Source organism: Streptomyces sp. NPDC020807 (assembly GCF_040641575.1).
GTDB lineage: Bacteria > Actinomycetota > Actinomycetes > Streptomycetales > Streptomycetaceae > Streptomyces.
In genome coordinates this window covers 146,403-161,126 of the sequence record NZ_JBFADU010000005.1, presented here as the reverse complement: position 1 = coordinate 161,126, position 14,724 = coordinate 146,403, and the positions used below count along the sequence as shown (strand labels likewise).

Genomic DNA, 14,724 nt, shown 5'->3' with positions numbered 1-14,724 from the left:
GACCCGCGTGTCAGAATTGGGAGCGCTTCCCGTCCATCCATCGAGGTGTCCGCCGTGACCAAGCCCGTCGCCCGTCAGCCGCTGCGGAGCAACGCGCGGTCCAACCGGGCGCGCATCCTGGCCACGGCCCGGCGGGAGCTGGGACGCGACCCCGACGTGACCCTGGAGGAGCTGGCCCGCGCCTCCGGAGTCGTACGGCGGACCCTCTTCGGGCACTTCCCCGGCCGGGAGGCCCTCCTCGAAGCCCTCGCCGACGAGGCCTCCGAGGCGCTGCGCAGCGCGGTGAGCGTCGGCCTCCCGGCGGAGGAGGGCGCCGAGCGCGCGCTCGCCCACTTCGTGCTCTCGCTGTGGCCCGTCGGCGACCGCTACCGGATGCTGCTCGCCCTCGCCCGGCGCGACCTGGGCGCCGAGCGGGTCGCCGAGATCCTGGCGCCCGCCCGTGCCGTGGTCACGGCCGTCGTGGAGCGGGGGCAGGCGGACGGGGCGTTCCCCGCGCACCTGCCGCCGGCCGCGATGAGCGCCGGGCTCGAAGCCCTGACGGTCGCGCTCCTGGAAGCGGTGAACCGCGGCGAACTCGTCGACGAGGGAGCGCCGGTGGCCGTCGCCGTGCTCGTCGCCGCCGGTGTGCCGGTGGAACGGGCGCGCGCGGTGGTCGCGGAGGTCCCGCCCCGGACCCTGGCCGAACCGCCCGCCGTCCCGTAGGCGCCACCCTTTCCCTGTCACTGCCCCGGAGCCCGTGCTCCGGGGCAGTGTCGTTTCCGCGCACCGCGAGATATTTGCACACCTGTGTGCAATAACCTAGCCTGCACATCAATGGGCAATTAATGGATCCGTCCGGCTAGGAGCCTCACCCGCATGCCACCCCCCACGCTCTCCGTCACGCGCACGCCCGTCGAGAGGACGACCGGCCCCTACGCCCGCCGCTGGTGGGCCCTGGCCGTCCTCTGCCTCAGCCTGCTGATCGTCGTCATGGCGAACACCTCGCTGATCGTCGCGGCCCCCGACATGACCCGCGACCTGGGCCTGAGCAGCAGCGACCTGCAATGGGTCATCGACGGCTACACCGTCCCGTACGCGGCCCTGATGCTCGTCCTCGGCGCGGTGGGCGACAAGTACAGCCGCCGCGGCGCCCTCGTCACCGGCCTCGTCGTCTTCGCCGCCGGCTCCGTCCTCGGCAGCCTCGTCCACGAGACCTCGCTCGTCATCCTGGCCCGCGCGGTCATGGGCGTCGGCGCCGCCGTCGTCATGCCGGCGACCCTCTCCCTGCTCGTCGCGATCTTCCCCCGGCACGAGCGCGCCCGCGCCATCACCGCCTGGACCGCGACCTCGGGCCTCGCCATCGCCGTCGGCCCGCTGGTCGCCGGCTGGCTCCTGGAGGACCACGCCTGGGGCTCCACCTTCCTCATCAACGTGCCCGTGGCGCTCCTCGGCGTCGCCGGCGCGCTCTTCCTCGTGCCGCCGTCGAAGGCGCAGGGCACGGGGCGGATCGACTACGTCGGCGGCCTGCTGTCCATCGTCTCCGTCGGCTCCCTCGTCTACGCGACCATCGAGGGACCGCACTTCGGCTGGGGCGCCGGTCCGGTCACCGCCGCCGTCGTCGCGGCCGTCGGCCTCCTCGCCTTCGTGTGGTGGGAGCTCCGCCACCCGCACCCCATGCTCGACGTGCGGAAGTTCGCGCAGCGGCCCTTCGCCGGGTCGATGCTCGCGGTCCTGTTCTTCTTCTTCGGCACGTTCGGCGCGATCTACTACTCGACGCAGTACCTTCAGTTCGTCCTGGGCCACGGAGCCCTGGAGACCGGCGTACGGCTGCTGCCGCTCGCGGGCGCCGTCTTCGTCGGCGCCGCCGTGACCGGACGGCTGACCCCCAGGCTCGGCATGAAGGTCACGGTCGTCGCGGGCATGGTCATCGGCACCGCCGGAGTCCTGCTTCTCACGCGGATCGACACCGGCTCGACGTACGCCGACTTCCTCGCGCCCCTCATGATGCTCGGCGTCGCGATCGGCCTCAGCGTCTCCCCGGCCACGGACACCATTATGAGTTCCTTCCCCGAGGCCCAACTCGGCGTCGGCGGCGGGGCCAACGACACCGCGCTCGAACTCGGCGGCTCCCTCGGCATCGCCGTCCTCGGCTCCCTGCTCGGTACGGCCTACCGGGACGAGCTCGCCGACCTCGTCGGGAACCGCCTCCCGGCCGCCGCGCTCCACACCGCCCAGGACTCGGTCGGCGCCGGACTCGCCGTCGCCGAGAAGGTCGCCCAGAACCCGGACGGCGGACCCCGGCAGGCCCAGGCCCTCGTCGGGGCCGTGCACGAGTCCTTCGCCCACGGCGTGGCCTCGACCAGCGTCGTCGGCGGGATCATCATGGCCGTCGGCACGCTGATCGTCCTCCTGACGCTGCCCGGCCGGCGGCGGGAAGGCGCGGGGCGGGTCTCGTAGCCCGTACCCCTTCCCGTAGGCGAACGAGGGCGGCGGTCACGGCTCCGGAGGCCGTGCCGCCGCCCTCGCGCGTGCGAGACGCCCCGCCGCGCTGTCGAGCAGCATCTCCAGCGCCGCCGGATAGGCGCTGTGGTTCATGCGCGCGGCGAGCAGGTCGGACGTGGCCGCGATGTGCGGATGCGAAGCGTCCGAGAGCTGGGCGTACGCCGTCTCCCACATGTGCTCGTCGGCCTCGCGCGCGGCCCGGGGCAGCGCGAGCGAGGCGGCGTCGAGGGCGGCGAAGGCGAGGCTCTGGTCGATGAACGTGTGGTAGATCCGCACGGCCTCCGGATCGGGGAAGCCGGCCGTCCGCAGCACGGCGAGGATCGCCTCGTCCGCCGCGATCTCCTGCTCCCGGCCCGTCACGCGGCTCGCCGTGAGGACCGCCGCCTGCGGGTGGGCGAGGTAGGCGCGGTGGATGCGGAGACCGAGCGCCCGGAGATCGTCACGCCACGCCCCGGTGGCCTCCCAGCCGCGCAGGGCCCGCCCGATCAGCTCCGCGCCGACGGCGAGCGTCAGGTCGTCCATCCCGGCGAAGTACCGGTACAGGGTGCTGGGGTCCGCGCCGAGCGCGAGACCCAGACGCCGGGCCGTCAGCCCCGCCGCCCCGTGCTCCGCGAGCATCCGCAGCGCCGTCTCGACGATGATCCGCTCGGAGAGCACCTCGCCGTTCTTCGTCGGCCGCCGCCGTCGGCGCGCCGACTCGGGGACCACCTTCTTGGGCATGCTCGGCCCCCTCCTGGTGACGTCCGGGCTGACCGCAGTATGCCCGCGCACCTTATGCCAACGCCATGGACGTTAAGGGCGGTCAGGGAGTTACATCTCGGGAACCAACAGGTCACAGCCCTGGAGAGGGAGATTCCTCATGCGCGTTCTGCTCGTCGGCGCCGGCGGTGTGGGCACCGCCATCACCCGGATCGCCGCCCGCCGCAGCTTCTTCGACCACATGGTCGTCGCCGACTACGACCTCGCCCGCGCCGAGGCGGCCGTCGCCGCCCTCGGTGCGGACGGCGCCCGGTTCAGCGCCCGGCGCACGGACGCCTCCGACGCGTCGGCGGTCGCCGCGCTCCTCACGGAGGAGCGGTGCGACGTCCTCCTCAACGCCACCGACCCGCGCTTCGTGCTGCCGCTCTTCGAGGCCGCCGCCGAGGCCGGCGCGCACTACCTCGACATGGCCATGTCGCTGTCGAAGCCGCACCCCGAGCGCCCGTACGAGGAGTGCGGCGTCAAGCTGGGCGACGCCCAGTTCGAGCGGGCCGAGGCCTGGGAGAAGGCCGGCAGGCTCGCCCTGGTCGGCATGGGCGTCGAGCCCGGCCTCTCCGACGTCTTCGCCCGCCACGCCGCCGACGCGCTCTTCGACGAGATCGACGAGATCGGCATCCGCGACGGCGCCAACCTCACCGTCGAGGGCTACGACTTCGCCCCGTCCTTCAACATCTGGACGACCGTCGAGGAGTGCCTCAACCCGCCGGTCGTGTACGAGGCCGGGCGCGGCTGGTTCACCACCGAGCCGTTCAGCGAGCCGGAGGTCTTCGACTTCCCCGAGGGCATCGGCCCGGTCGAGTGCGTGAACGTCGAGCACGAGGAGGTCCTCCTGGTGCCCCGCTGGGTCGACGCCCGGCGCGTCACCTTCAAGTACGGCCTCGGCGAGGACTTCATCGGCAAGCTGAAGACGCTCCACGCGCTCGGCCTCGACAGCACCGCGCCCGTCACCGTCGCCACGGACCTCGGCCCGGCCCGGGTCTCGCCGCGCGACGTCGTCGCGGCCGTCCTCCCGGACCCGGCGACCCTCGGCGACCGGATGACCGGCAAGACCTGCGCGGGCACCTGGGTCAAGGGCGTCAAGGACGGCGAACCGCGCGAGGTGTACCTCTACCACGTGGTCGACAACGAGTGGTCGATGCGCGAGTACGGCTGTCAGGCCGTCGTGTGGCAGACCGCCGTCAACCCCGTCGTGGCCCTGGAGCTCATGGCCGCCGGCACCTGGTCCGGCGCGGGCGTCCTCGGGCCCGAGGCCTTCGCCCCGGGCCCGTTCCTCGACCTGCTCACCGCGTACGGCTCCCCGTGGGGCCTGCGCGAGCAGTGAGGGGACGGTCTCCGGTCAGGCCTCCGGTCAGGCCTTCGCCCGGCCCTTCGTACCGCCCGGGGCCTCGCCCGCCTCGTCCGCGATGCCCCGTCCGAGGACGGCGGTCGTGGCGGTGACCTGGCCCTTCTTGGCCCACGCCGTGTTCTCGACCATCACGCCGCGCTCGCCGAGGAACTCCAGGCTCTTCTTGTCGAAGATCCACTCGGTGCGCTCGCCGGCGTGGACGCGGGCGACGGCCACGCCGTGCCGGCCCGCGGCGTCGACGGAGTCCTCGACGACCGTGACGCCGGGGATCTTCGCCGCCGCCTTGTACAGGGCTGCGGACACCTTCGGAGGCGCGATCTGCTCGCGGAGCAGGTCGCCGATCGTGACGAAGGCCTGCTGGTCCGGGCCGTTGCCCATGCCCCTGGTCTCGTCGTAGATCCTCTTGAGGAGGGCGTCCGGGTCGGTCGGGAGCGACTCCAGGTAGCGGTACGTCGGGCTGTTCAGCGTGGGGTGGGGGTTGCCGACGGGGTTGACGGGGCGGCCGCCCTTGTCGACCTCGCCCGCCAGCGGAACGGCCTTGCCCCGCTCGTGGAGCAGGCCCGGCTGCGAACCGTCGACGGAGAGCCAGATCTTGCGGCTGTGCGGAGTGTCCAGACGGAACGTGGGGTCGTCGGAGCTCTGGCTCGACCAGGCGACCGTGCTGGAGACGTACACGAACTGGTCGTCGCGGACGGCGGGCGCGGGACGGGCGGCGGCGACGGTGGCGATGCGGTCGAGGAGGACCGCCGCCGGGGTCACGGTCGTGGCCTTGCCCGGCTGCCCGGGCACGGTGGCGGCGCGGGGTTCGGTGCCGGGCCGCTCGCCGCCGTCGAAGGCGCCGTTCGTCGCCAGGGTCACGGCCAGGGCGCCGGCCGCGAGCGGCACGGCGGCGATCGACAGGCGGCGGACGCCGAAGCGGGGCTTCGCCGCGGCCGCGGGCGCGGTGTCCTGCCGGAACTCGCGCAGCAGTTGGGCCTTGAGGAGCTGCTGGTGACGGGGGGACAGCTCGCGCTCGGGGGGCGTCGGCAGCAGCCGGGCCAGTTCCTCGTGCTCGGTCGGGGTGGGACGGGACGGGGTGGTGCTCATCGCGCTTCCTCCTGGAGGGGCCGGACCGCGCGGTTGCGGTCACCATCTGTCTGTCCGTGACCCGCCGCCGGGTTCCCCGCCTCGAGGGCGGCGGCCGGTGCGGCGGGGGCGTGCGCGGCGCGCGGGGCGTACGCGGCGAGCTTCTTGCGGGCGCGCGAGAGGCGGGAACGGACGGTTCCCACCGGGATGCCCAGCGCCTCGGCCGCCGCCGCGTAGTCGAGGCCGGACCACACGCAGAGGGCGACCACCTCGCGCTCAGGGCGGCGCAGCCGCGCGAGCGCGGCCTGCACGGCCGCGACCCGTTCGGCGTCGTCGATCCGTCCCACCAGCTCGTCGGCGAAGTCGGGCAACGCCTCCTCGCGGGGCAGCCGGTTCATCGCGGCCTCGTGCCGCCGGGCGGCACGGCGGGTGTTCCGCACGACGTTGGTCGCTATGCCGAGCAGCCACGGCCGCAGGGAACCGCCCTCGGCGTCCACCGACCCGCGCAGCCGCCAGGCCTCCAGGAAGGTCAACGACAGCACGTCCTCGGCCGTCGACCAGTCGCCGGTCAGCCGGAAGGCGTGGTGGTGGACCGCCCGGGCGTAGTCGTCGAAGAGGGACCCGAACGCGTCCGGGTCCCCCGCTCGTATTCGGGCTCGCACACTCATCTCCATATCACCGGACTGTCCGACCGCCTCGAACCGGTTCCCGGAACGTGACGCAGGACACATCACGGGTCCCGCCGGCCCCGGGAGCGTCGAACCCTCGCCTGTTACTTGCGGGTAGACCATGATGGGGGCGACCAGGAATCCACACACGGCCGGGGGCTGAGACAGCGATGTCGACTTTCGAGGAACAGACCGGCGCGCGGACCGGGGAACCGACCAGGGTGCACGCCTTCCGGGACGACGCGCTGGGGGAGCACGACGCCGTCGGCCTGGCCGCCGCCATCCGGCGCGGCGAGGTCGGCACGGTCGAGGCGGCGCGCGCCGCGGCCGAGCGGGTGCGGATCGTCGAGAAGCACCTGCACGCGGTCCAGGTCCACGCCGACCCGCCCACCCCCGCGCCCGTGACGGCGGACAGCGGGCTCCTCGCCGGAGTGCCGACCTTCGTCAAGGACAACACCGACTTCGCCGGACTTCCCACCGGCCACGGCAGCGCGGCCTTCGTCCCCGCGCCCGCGCGCAAACACGCGCCCTTCACCCGGCAGTTCGCCAGCACCGGCGTCACCGTGCTCGGCAAGACGCGGCTGCCCGAGTTCGGATTCAGCCCGACCACCGAGTACGAGGGCGCCGAGCCCGTCCGCAACCCCTGGAACACGGGGTACTCGGCGGGCGGCTCCTCCGGCGGCGCCGCCGCGCTCGTCGCCGCCGGGGCCGTACCCGTCGCGCACGCCAACGACGGCGGCGGCTCCATACGGATACCCGCCGCCTGCTGCGGACTCGTCGGCCTCAAGCCGACCCGCGGCAGGGTCGTGGCGAACGCGCAGAGCCGCCAACTGCCCCTGGACCTGGTCGCCGACGGCATCGTCAGCCGCTCCGTGCGCGACACGGCCACCTTCCTCGCCGCCGCCGAGCGGCACTGGCGGAACCCCGGGCTCCCGCCCGTCGGCCTGGTCGAGGGGCCGTCCGACCGCCGCCTGCGCATCGGCTTCCTGTGCGACTCGCCGAGCGGCGTGCCCTCCGACAGTGCCACCCAGGCGGCCGTCATGGAGACCGTGGCCCGCCTCGAACACCTCGGCCACACCGTCGAGCCGGTCGAGATCGCCATCGACCCCCGGTTCACCGGCGACTTCCTCACCTACTGGGGCATGCTCTCGTTCCTCATCGGCGTCACCGGCCGCGGCCTCGGCCAGGACTTCGACCGCCGCCGGATGGACGGACTCAGCCGGGGGCTGCGCGAGGAGTACGTACGGAACTGGCACCGCACCCCGGGCGTGCTGCGGCGCCTGAAGCGGACCAAGGAGGCGTACGCGGCGGCCTTCCGCGGTCTCGACCTCCTCCTCTCGCCGGTGCTCGCCCACCCCGCGCCGCCGATCGGCCACCTCAATCCGGCCGTTCCCTACCGGACCCTGGTCGAGCGGATCCTCGCGTACGTCGCCTTCACGCCCGTCGACAACGTCGTCGGAACACCGTCGATCTCGCTGCCCTCCGCGACCGCCACCGAGGAGGGCATGCCGATCGGCGTCATGTTCTCGGGACGGCCGGGGAGTGAACGGACGCTGCTCGACATCGCCTTCGGTCTGGAGTCCGACCGTCCGTTCCGGCGCATCCAGGACGTGTGACAGGACCCCCGCCGGGCGGGCGTCACCGAGGTCACCACCCTGCTCCGCGAGGGGAAGGAAATCGATGGACGGGCCTGAGTGACGTCGAGTACTGTCCGAGTCGACGCCCTGAGACACGGAAGGAGGCGAGTGCCGTGCAGTTCACATCCCTGAGCGCTCCCTCTTTCCGTTCCCCGGCGTGATGCGTCCGTTCTGACCGGGAGCGCTCCAAGCAGCATGCATCCCGGAGGAATTCCATGACCGATCTGGTCATCCGCACGCTTTCCGCGAACGACGCCGCTCTCTTCGACGCGCACCCCGACCCCCTGGGCGCCCGCGAGAACCACCGGCGCACCCGGTACCGCGACGAGTGGAAGCGCGTCGCCCTGCGCGACGGCGAGGTCGTCGCACGCGGAGCCTGGTGGGGCGGCCCCGACGACACGGAGCCCGTCAACATCAACTGGTTCGACGTCGCCGAGGGCGAGGAGGAGGCAGGAGCCGAGCTCCTGCGCTCCGCGCCCTGGCACGTCGAGCTCGAAATCAACGTCCCCGGCGGCTGGCAGGAGGACGAAGCCCTGCGCGCCGCGGTGGAGGCACGCTTCACCGCCGCCCGAACCGCCGGGTACGAGCCCCTGGTGGAACGGTTCCTGTACCGCTGGACCCCGCGGTGCGGCCTGCCCGAGCGGCCCGGACGCCTGCGCTTCCGCCCGGAGCCGGACGACGCCGTGTTCTTCGACGCGCTGCGCCGCATCCACTCCGCCACGCTCGACGCCCACGCCCTCCTCGCCGTCGCGGAGGGCGGCCTCGACCGGGCCGCGCAGGAGGAGCTCGACTTCTTCCACTGGTGCCCGTCGCCACGCGAGTGGTGGCAGGTCGCGCACACGCCGGAGGGCGAGCTGGCCGGGATCCACATCCCGGCCCACAACCCCTCCGGCCCGACGATCGCCTTCATCGGCGTCGTGCCGGAGCAGCGCGGCCACGGCTACGCCTACGACCTGCTCGTCGAGTGCACACACCATCTCGTCGAGCAGGGCGCGGAGTTCGTCAGCGCGGCCACCGACCGGGGAAACGTCCCCATGGCCGCGAACTTCGCCAAGGCAGGCTTCCCCGTCACCAGCGAGCGCCTGAACTTCCGTCCGACGAGCTGACGGGCGTGACGGACCGAGAGGCGTGACGGACCGAGAGGCGTGACGGACTGACGTCGCGTGTCCCCGGCGGGCGCTGCCCCCACGGCAGCGCCCACCGGGATCGCCCGGTCCTAGGGGGTGTTCGACCCTGACCCGCCGGTCAGGCCCCAGCCCTCTCGGCCCGTCGCCGAGCCGAAGCCCAGCCAGGTGTGCCGGTTGCCCCACCAGCACCAGCCGACCTTCGGCGCGTTGCGCCGCTCGCGGCCGTCGCGGCCCGTGCCGTTGCTGATCCAGATGGCCGGGGTGCGGGTGTCCAGCGTGCCGTTGGCCTTGCGGAGCCGTGAACCGATCGTCATGAAGCAGTGGTTGCGGGCGAGGGCCTCCGGACGCTGGAGGATCCAGTGGATGCCCTCGGTGAGCACCAGCGGCGTGCGCTTCTCCTCCGCCAGGACGGGCAGCGCCTCCTCCGGGCTCCAGTTCGCCATCCGGTCGCCCCGGTCGACGCCCGTGACCAGGTACAGCGGGGAGTCGGGCAGCTCGATGTCCTGCGGGACGAACGCGTCCACGTCGGCCATGTCGACGACGACGAAGCCGGGCTTGCCGTCGCGGTTGAGCAGCGGTGCGAGGGCCGAGGCCGGGGCCCGGTCGGGGTGCACGGCGAGCAGCGCGTCCTCGCCGGTGTCGGTGGCCTCCGCCGCGAAGGCCCGCACCGCTTCGGCGGTGATGCCGGCGATCTCGTGGACTCCGAGCTCGATCAGGCGCTCCGCCTGGGCGGCGAGCGGCGGCAGCGGCGGAACGGGGGTGATGGACGCGGTGTCGGTCAGCTCGGGCAAGACGCTCCTCGGTGCGTGGCACGGGTGGTGGACATGATCACAACGGGGCGGCTCGCGAGAATGTTCCCGTCCCGCCGGTCCTTTCTCACCCGATTGGTTCGACCCGTCTCGCCGCGCCGACGCCCCGGCGGGAGGCTGGAGCCACGGACCAGGAGGACACCAGGAGGCCGGTGAGTGAAGGACCCCGTGCCGCCCGCGCCGCCCCCGGATCCGCCGCCGCCCCTGGACCCGGCGGTCTTCGACGCCAGCGTGGCCGCCGTCGCCGTGCTCGCGGGCCGCGAAGGCCGCCTGCTCTACACCAACGCGGCGTTCACCGGCATGTTCGGCCCCCGGCGCCTCGGCCTTCCGGCGAAGGACGCGTTCCCCGACCCCGACGGCGGCCGGTTCCTCTCGGTCCTGGACGAGGTGTGGAGGACGGGCCGCGCCCGCCAGGTCGTCGGCGCCCGCGAGACCGACCCCGGAGCGCTCTCCCAGGCCCGGTACTTCGTCTACTCCTGCACCCCCGTCGAGACCGCCGAGGGCCCCGGCACGCTGGTCCTCGCGATGGACACCACCGCCGAGACCTTCGCACTCCAGCGCTACCAGGCCCTGGTCTCCGCCGTGTCGGTGATGGTGTGGGTCATGCACGCCGACGGGACCTTCGAGGAGATCGTCCCCGGCTGGAAGGAGCTCACCGGCGTCCCGTGGCACCCGCGCGCCGACGACGGCTTCTTCGCGCACGTCCATCCGCGCGACCGGGAGAGCCTCAGATCGGGCTGGCGGCGGGCCTCGGGGGAGCCCGGCGCGGGCGTCGGTCCGGGACGCGGCGTCTTCGAGTGCGTCTTCCGCCTCCGTACGGCCGACGGCTCCTACCGTCACCTGTCGACCCGCAGCGTCCCCGTCGTCCGGGAGGGCCGGGTCGCCGAGCGGATCGCCGCCACCGTGGACATCGAGGACACCTGGCGGGCCCAGCTGCGCGAACGGCTCCTCGCCCAGGTCGCGGCGGCGACCGGCGCGAGCCTGGAGGAGGCCTTCCGCGAGGTGGTGAAGGTGGTCGTGCCCGAACTGGCCGACGCCTGCCTGATCCTGCTCCTCTCCCACGACGAGTGGCCGCTCCCCGCGCACGCCCGCGTGACCGCCCGCCGGGTCGCCTCCGCCACCCGTCCCGGCCTGCACGCACCGCCCGCCCTGCGCGGCCAGAGCGTCGGCGTCAGCGGCACGGTCCGCGAGGTCCTGACGAGCCGTCTCCCGCGCACCTTCGACATCTCCCGGGGCACGCCCCTTCCCGCGGACCTCGTCCCCACCGTCACCGAGCGCTGGCTGACCGTCTCGGGGGCGACGAGCCTGACGCTCGTCCCGCTCGTCGTCGACGACACCGTCCTCGGCTACGCCGCGATCAGCACCAACGGCGACTCGCCCGCCCTCGGCGCCGCCGAGACCGACCTCCTGCGCGAGGTGCTCCACCACGCCGTGGAGCCGATCCGCAGGGTCCTCGACCACCAGCGCGCCCGCGGCACCGCCCTCGCGCTCCAGCGCGCCCAGCTCACCAGTCCGCCCGCCGTCGAGGGGGCGAGCCTGGCGGCCTCGTACCAGCCGGCCAGTCCGGCGAACGAGATCGGCGGGGACTGGTACGACGCCTTCACGCTGCCCGACGGCACCCTCGTCCTCGACGTCGGCGACGTCGTCGGCCACGACCTCGCGGCCGCCACCGCGATGACCCAGATGCGCAACATGCTCCGGGCGCTCGCCTACGGCCACGGTGCGGGCGCCACGCCGGGGGAGGTGCTCACCCGCTTCGACGAGGTGTCCGACGGCCTCGGGACGGCGCCGTTCGCCACGGCGGTCCTGGCGCGGCTGAGCCGGCTTCCGGAGGAGCCCGGGGGCTGGCGGCTGACCTGGTCCAACGCGGGCCATCCGCCGCCCCTGTTGATCCCGGCCGGCGGCGGGCCGTGCTTCCTCGTGGGGGAGGGCGAGGGCGAGGACCTCCCGCTCTGTGTCGACCCCCGGGGTCCCCGCGCGAGTCACACCCGCCTCATCGCGGCGGGGGACACCCTCCTGCTGTACACGGACGGCCTCGTCGAGACGCCGAACGCGTCGATCTCGGCAGGCCAGCGTCGGCTCGCCGCCGAGGCCGCCCGGCTGCGGGGCGCGCCGCTCCCCGAGCTCCTCGACGCCCTCCAGGCGCTCTCCGACCACCGCGACGACACCGCGCTCATCGCCTTCCGGGCGGGCCGGCCGGGCGCGACGGCCGTCGCCGAGTCGCCGTGACATGACGATACGTACATACTTCCGGAAATGGATCATAGAGATCCATTGGGGATGGAGATGACGATGGATGACTATCCGCTGCTCGACCTGTTCTGGACCATGCTCTGGTTCTTCCTCTGGATCATGTGGCTGTTCCTGCTCTTCAAGATCATCACGGACATCTTCCGCGACGACGAGCTCAGCGGCTGGGGCAAGGCGGGCTGGCTGATCCTCTGCCTGGTCCTCCCGTTCATCGGCGTCCTCATCTACGTCATCGCGCGCGGCACCGGCATGACCCAGCGGGAGACCGCACGCGCCAGGGACGCCGAGGCCGCCTTCCAGGACTACATCCGCGAGACCGCGGGACCGGGCGCCGGCGGGACCGGCTCCGCCGGTGACGAACTCACGCGGCTCGTCGGCCTGAAGGAGAGGGGCGCGCTCACCGAGGAGGAGTTCCAGAAGGCGAAGGCGAAGATCCTCGCCTGACGGGACGCGCGACCGACCGCCAAGGGACGCGCGACGACTGGCAGGGGACGCGAGACCGGCCGACACGCACGTCGAGACAGGAGACGGCATTGGAATGGAAGCCGCGGCTCGAAGCCCTGCGCACGGGTGCCGAGCAACGACTCCCCGTCCTGACCGAGCTCACGAGCCGTCTCCTGTCCGCCAACCTCCTCGACGCGGGGACCAGGCTCGCCGCCCAGGCCTTCCTGGCCGCCGTCCCGCTCCTCTTCGCCTTCGCCGCCTTCGCCCCGCACGGCCTGCGCGACCAGCTCGCCGAGTCCCTGCGCGCGATGTTCGGCCTCAGCGGCGCCTCCGACCAGCAGCTCCACGACGTCCTCTACGGGACGGCCGGCACCGGCCTGCGGGAGACCACCGGCGCGGTCGGCGCAATCGTGGCGCTCGTCTCCGCGACCAGCTTCAGCCGCGCCATGGCCCGGGTCTGCGAACGCGCCTGGCGGCTCCCCAAGGCCGGCACCCGCATCGCCGCCTGGCGCTGGGTCGTCTGGCTGCTCTTCCTCCTCCTCGTGATCGTCTTCCAGGGCCCCATCCGCGACGGCTTCGGTGCCGGGATCCTGGTCGGCTCGGTCCTCCTCTTCGTCGTCGCCACCGGCGTCTGGCTCTGGACCCAGCACCTGCTCCTCGCCAAGCGCGTGGCCTGGCGGGCCCTGCTCCCCGGCGCGCTCCTCGCGGCCGTCGCCACGACCGTCCTCGGCCTCACGGCCCGCGTCTACATGCCGGCCGCCCTGGACCACGCCATCGACGAGTACGGACCCTTCGGCGTCGTCCTCGTCATGCTGTCCTGGCTCATCGTCGTCTGCGGCGCCGTCACCTTCGCGGTGACCATCGGAGCCGTCCTGGCCGAGGAACCGCCGTTGAACCGGTACGTCGGCACGGCCCCTGTCGCACCCTCCACCGGACCGCTACCTTGGTTGCATGGCACGGGAGATCCGGATCGAGATCAGTGACGAGGCGTACGAGGCCCTGGAGCGCGTCGCCGCGGAGAAGCACGTGCCCGCCGAGGACTACGCGGGCCGCGTCCTGGACGCCGACCTGACCCGCGCGCGGTTCCTCGAAGGCGCCCGCGTCTTCGTCGACCAGCACGGCAAGGCCTTCGCGGAACGCTTCGGACGTCCCGCCAAGTCCCGTACCGACGCCGCCTGAGGGCCGGCGGACCGCGTGATACTGCAGATCGACCTCTCCTGGCTGCTCGACACCGCCCAGCAGGAGATCCCCGGCGACCCGGAGATCTCGGACTGGGGCGCGCTCGAAGCCGCCCGCGCCCGCCACGCCTTCCGGGTGATGGACGTCCCCGTGTACGAGCAGCCGCACCACCGTGCCGCCGCGCTCCTGGAGCAGTTCATCCGCGTACCCGCCCTGGAACACTCCAACGAGCTGTACGGCGTGGTCGTCGCCGCCGCCTACCTCCACGCCTGCGGGCTGCCCGTCAGCGCGACGGCCGAGGAGGCGATCGAGCTCGTCGAGCGGGTCGCCGAGGGGCTCGTCGACGTCCGGCAGACCGCCGCCGTCCTCAAGGAGTGGACCCGCTGACGGGAGCGGACCCGCCGACCGGCGCGCGGTCCCGGGTCCGCGGGATTGTCAGCGCCGCTTGATACAAGTACCGGAGTTCCCGGACTTGAGGAGAGCACCCCGTGAAGATCCACCTGACCAGCGTCTTCGTCGACGACCAGGCCAAGGCCCTGCGCTTCTACACCGAGATCCTCGGCTTCGTGAAGAAGTACGACGTCCCCCTCGGCCCCGACGCCCGCTGGCTGACCGTCGTCTCGCCCGAGGAGCCCGGCGGCACCGAACTCCTCCTGGAGCCTTCCGGACACCCGGCCGTCAAGCCGTACCGCGACAGGCTCGTCGGCGACGGCATCCCGCTCGCCCAGTTCGCCGTCGCCGACGTGCGCGCGGAGTACGAGCGGCTGCGCGGCCTCGGCGTCGTCTTCACCCAGGAGCCGACGGACATGGGCCCGGTCACGACCGCCGTCTTCGACGACACCTGCGGCAACCTCATCCAGATCGCCACGCAGCCGCCCGCACCGGAGTAGGCCCCGTAGAGAAGGCCGAGCCGCCCGCCGCGAGTAAAATCGGAGCGGACACGAACCTGTGCCCGGACGC

At 73.1% G+C, this 14,724-nt stretch carries 15 protein-coding genes; 11 read left to right on the top strand and 4 right to left on the bottom strand.

Features of this window, described 5'->3' with window-relative positions:
* The first annotated feature begins 54 nt into the window (after positions 1 to 54).
* Entirely contained in the window at positions 55 to 702 is a 648-nt protein-coding gene (locus tag AB0G79_RS10850) for a TetR/AcrR family transcriptional regulator (RefSeq protein ID WP_360803543.1), read from the top strand.
* A gap of 153 nt (positions 703 to 855) precedes the next feature.
* Positions 856 to 2,436, top strand: coding sequence for an MFS transporter (locus AB0G79_RS10845; protein WP_360803540.1), 1,581 nt, complete (start codon positions 856 to 858; stop codon positions 2,434 to 2,436).
* Between the two features lie 36 nt (positions 2,437 to 2,472).
* On the opposite strand, the gene AB0G79_RS10840 is transcribed toward AB0G79_RS10845, so the two are convergent.
* On the bottom strand, positions 2,473 to 3,201 hold the full coding sequence (locus AB0G79_RS10840) for a TetR/AcrR family transcriptional regulator (protein WP_360803537.1): 729 nt from the start codon (positions 3,199 to 3,201) through the stop codon (positions 2,473 to 2,475).
* 139 nt (positions 3,202 to 3,340) lie between these two features.
* On the opposite strand from AB0G79_RS10840, the gene AB0G79_RS10835 reads away from it, so the two are divergent.
* The gene (locus tag AB0G79_RS10835) at positions 3,341 to 4,561 is read left to right on the top strand and encodes a saccharopine dehydrogenase C-terminal domain-containing protein (RefSeq protein WP_360803534.1); all 1,221 of its coding nucleotides are present in this window, start codon (positions 3,341 to 3,343) and stop codon (positions 4,559 to 4,561) included.
* 27 nt (positions 4,562 to 4,588) lie between these two features.
* On the opposite strand, the gene AB0G79_RS10830 is transcribed toward AB0G79_RS10835, so the two are convergent.
* A complete protein-coding gene (locus AB0G79_RS10830) occupies positions 4,589 to 5,671 on the bottom strand; it encodes a CU044_5270 family protein (protein ID WP_360803531.1) in 1,083 nt (360 codons plus the stop codon).
* Positions 5,668 to 6,324, bottom strand: coding sequence for an RNA polymerase sigma factor (locus AB0G79_RS10825; protein ID WP_360803528.1), 657 nt, complete (start codon positions 6,322 to 6,324; stop codon positions 5,668 to 5,670). The genes AB0G79_RS10830 and AB0G79_RS10825 overlap by 4 nt, the downstream gene beginning before the upstream one ends.
* Before the next feature lie 164 nt (positions 6,325 to 6,488).
* Here AB0G79_RS10825 and AB0G79_RS10820 point away from each other — a divergent pair, with 164 nt between their 5' ends.
* Positions 6,489 to 7,934, top strand: a complete 1,446-nt coding sequence (locus AB0G79_RS10820) for an amidase (protein WP_360803525.1) — start codon at positions 6,489 to 6,491, stop codon at positions 7,932 to 7,934.
* Positions 7,935 to 8,170: 236 nt separating this feature from the next.
* Positions 8,171 to 9,061 (top strand): GNAT family N-acetyltransferase, encoded by an 891-nt coding sequence (locus tag AB0G79_RS10815; RefSeq protein WP_360803522.1) that lies wholly within the window; start codon positions 8,171 to 8,173, stop codon positions 9,059 to 9,061.
* A gap of 110 nt (positions 9,062 to 9,171) precedes the next feature.
* Here the strand turns inward: AB0G79_RS10815 and AB0G79_RS10810 are convergent, their stop codons facing one another.
* Complete coding sequence (locus tag AB0G79_RS10810) at positions 9,172 to 9,873, bottom strand: DUF5701 family protein (RefSeq protein WP_360803519.1); 702 nt, start codon at positions 9,871 to 9,873, stop codon at positions 9,172 to 9,174.
* Between the two features lie 174 nt (positions 9,874 to 10,047).
* Here AB0G79_RS10810 and AB0G79_RS10805 point away from each other — a divergent pair, with 174 nt between their 5' ends.
* From AB0G79_RS10805 to AB0G79_RS10780, 6 genes are all read left to right on the top strand, one after another.
* Positions 10,048 to 12,120, top strand: coding sequence for a SpoIIE family protein phosphatase (locus AB0G79_RS10805; protein ID WP_360803516.1), 2,073 nt, complete (start codon positions 10,048 to 10,050; stop codon positions 12,118 to 12,120).
* A 63-nt stretch (positions 12,121 to 12,183) separates the two neighbouring features.
* On the top strand, positions 12,184 to 12,585 hold the full coding sequence (locus AB0G79_RS10800) for an SHOCT domain-containing protein (protein ID WP_360803513.1): 402 nt from the start codon (positions 12,184 to 12,186) through the stop codon (positions 12,583 to 12,585).
* An 89-nt stretch (positions 12,586 to 12,674) separates the two neighbouring features.
* Complete coding sequence (locus AB0G79_RS10795) at positions 12,675 to 13,568, top strand: YhjD/YihY/BrkB family envelope integrity protein (RefSeq protein WP_360803510.1); 894 nt, start codon at positions 12,675 to 12,677, stop codon at positions 13,566 to 13,568.
* Positions 13,537 to 13,764 carry a hypothetical protein gene (locus tag AB0G79_RS10790; RefSeq protein ID WP_360803507.1) on the top strand — a complete coding sequence of 76 codons (228 nt, stop codon included), beginning with the start codon at positions 13,537 to 13,539 and terminating at the stop codon, positions 13,762 to 13,764. The genes AB0G79_RS10795 and AB0G79_RS10790 overlap by 32 nt, the downstream gene beginning before the upstream one ends.
* A 15-nt stretch (positions 13,765 to 13,779) precedes the next feature.
* Positions 13,780 to 14,151, top strand: coding sequence for a fic family toxin-antitoxin system, toxin component (locus AB0G79_RS10785; RefSeq protein WP_360803504.1), 372 nt, complete (start codon positions 13,780 to 13,782; stop codon positions 14,149 to 14,151).
* Between the two features lie 101 nt (positions 14,152 to 14,252).
* Positions 14,253 to 14,654 (top strand): VOC family protein, encoded by a 402-nt coding sequence (locus AB0G79_RS10780; protein WP_360803501.1) that lies wholly within the window; start codon positions 14,253 to 14,255, stop codon positions 14,652 to 14,654.
* Positions 14,655 to 14,724 lie beyond the last annotated feature (70 nt).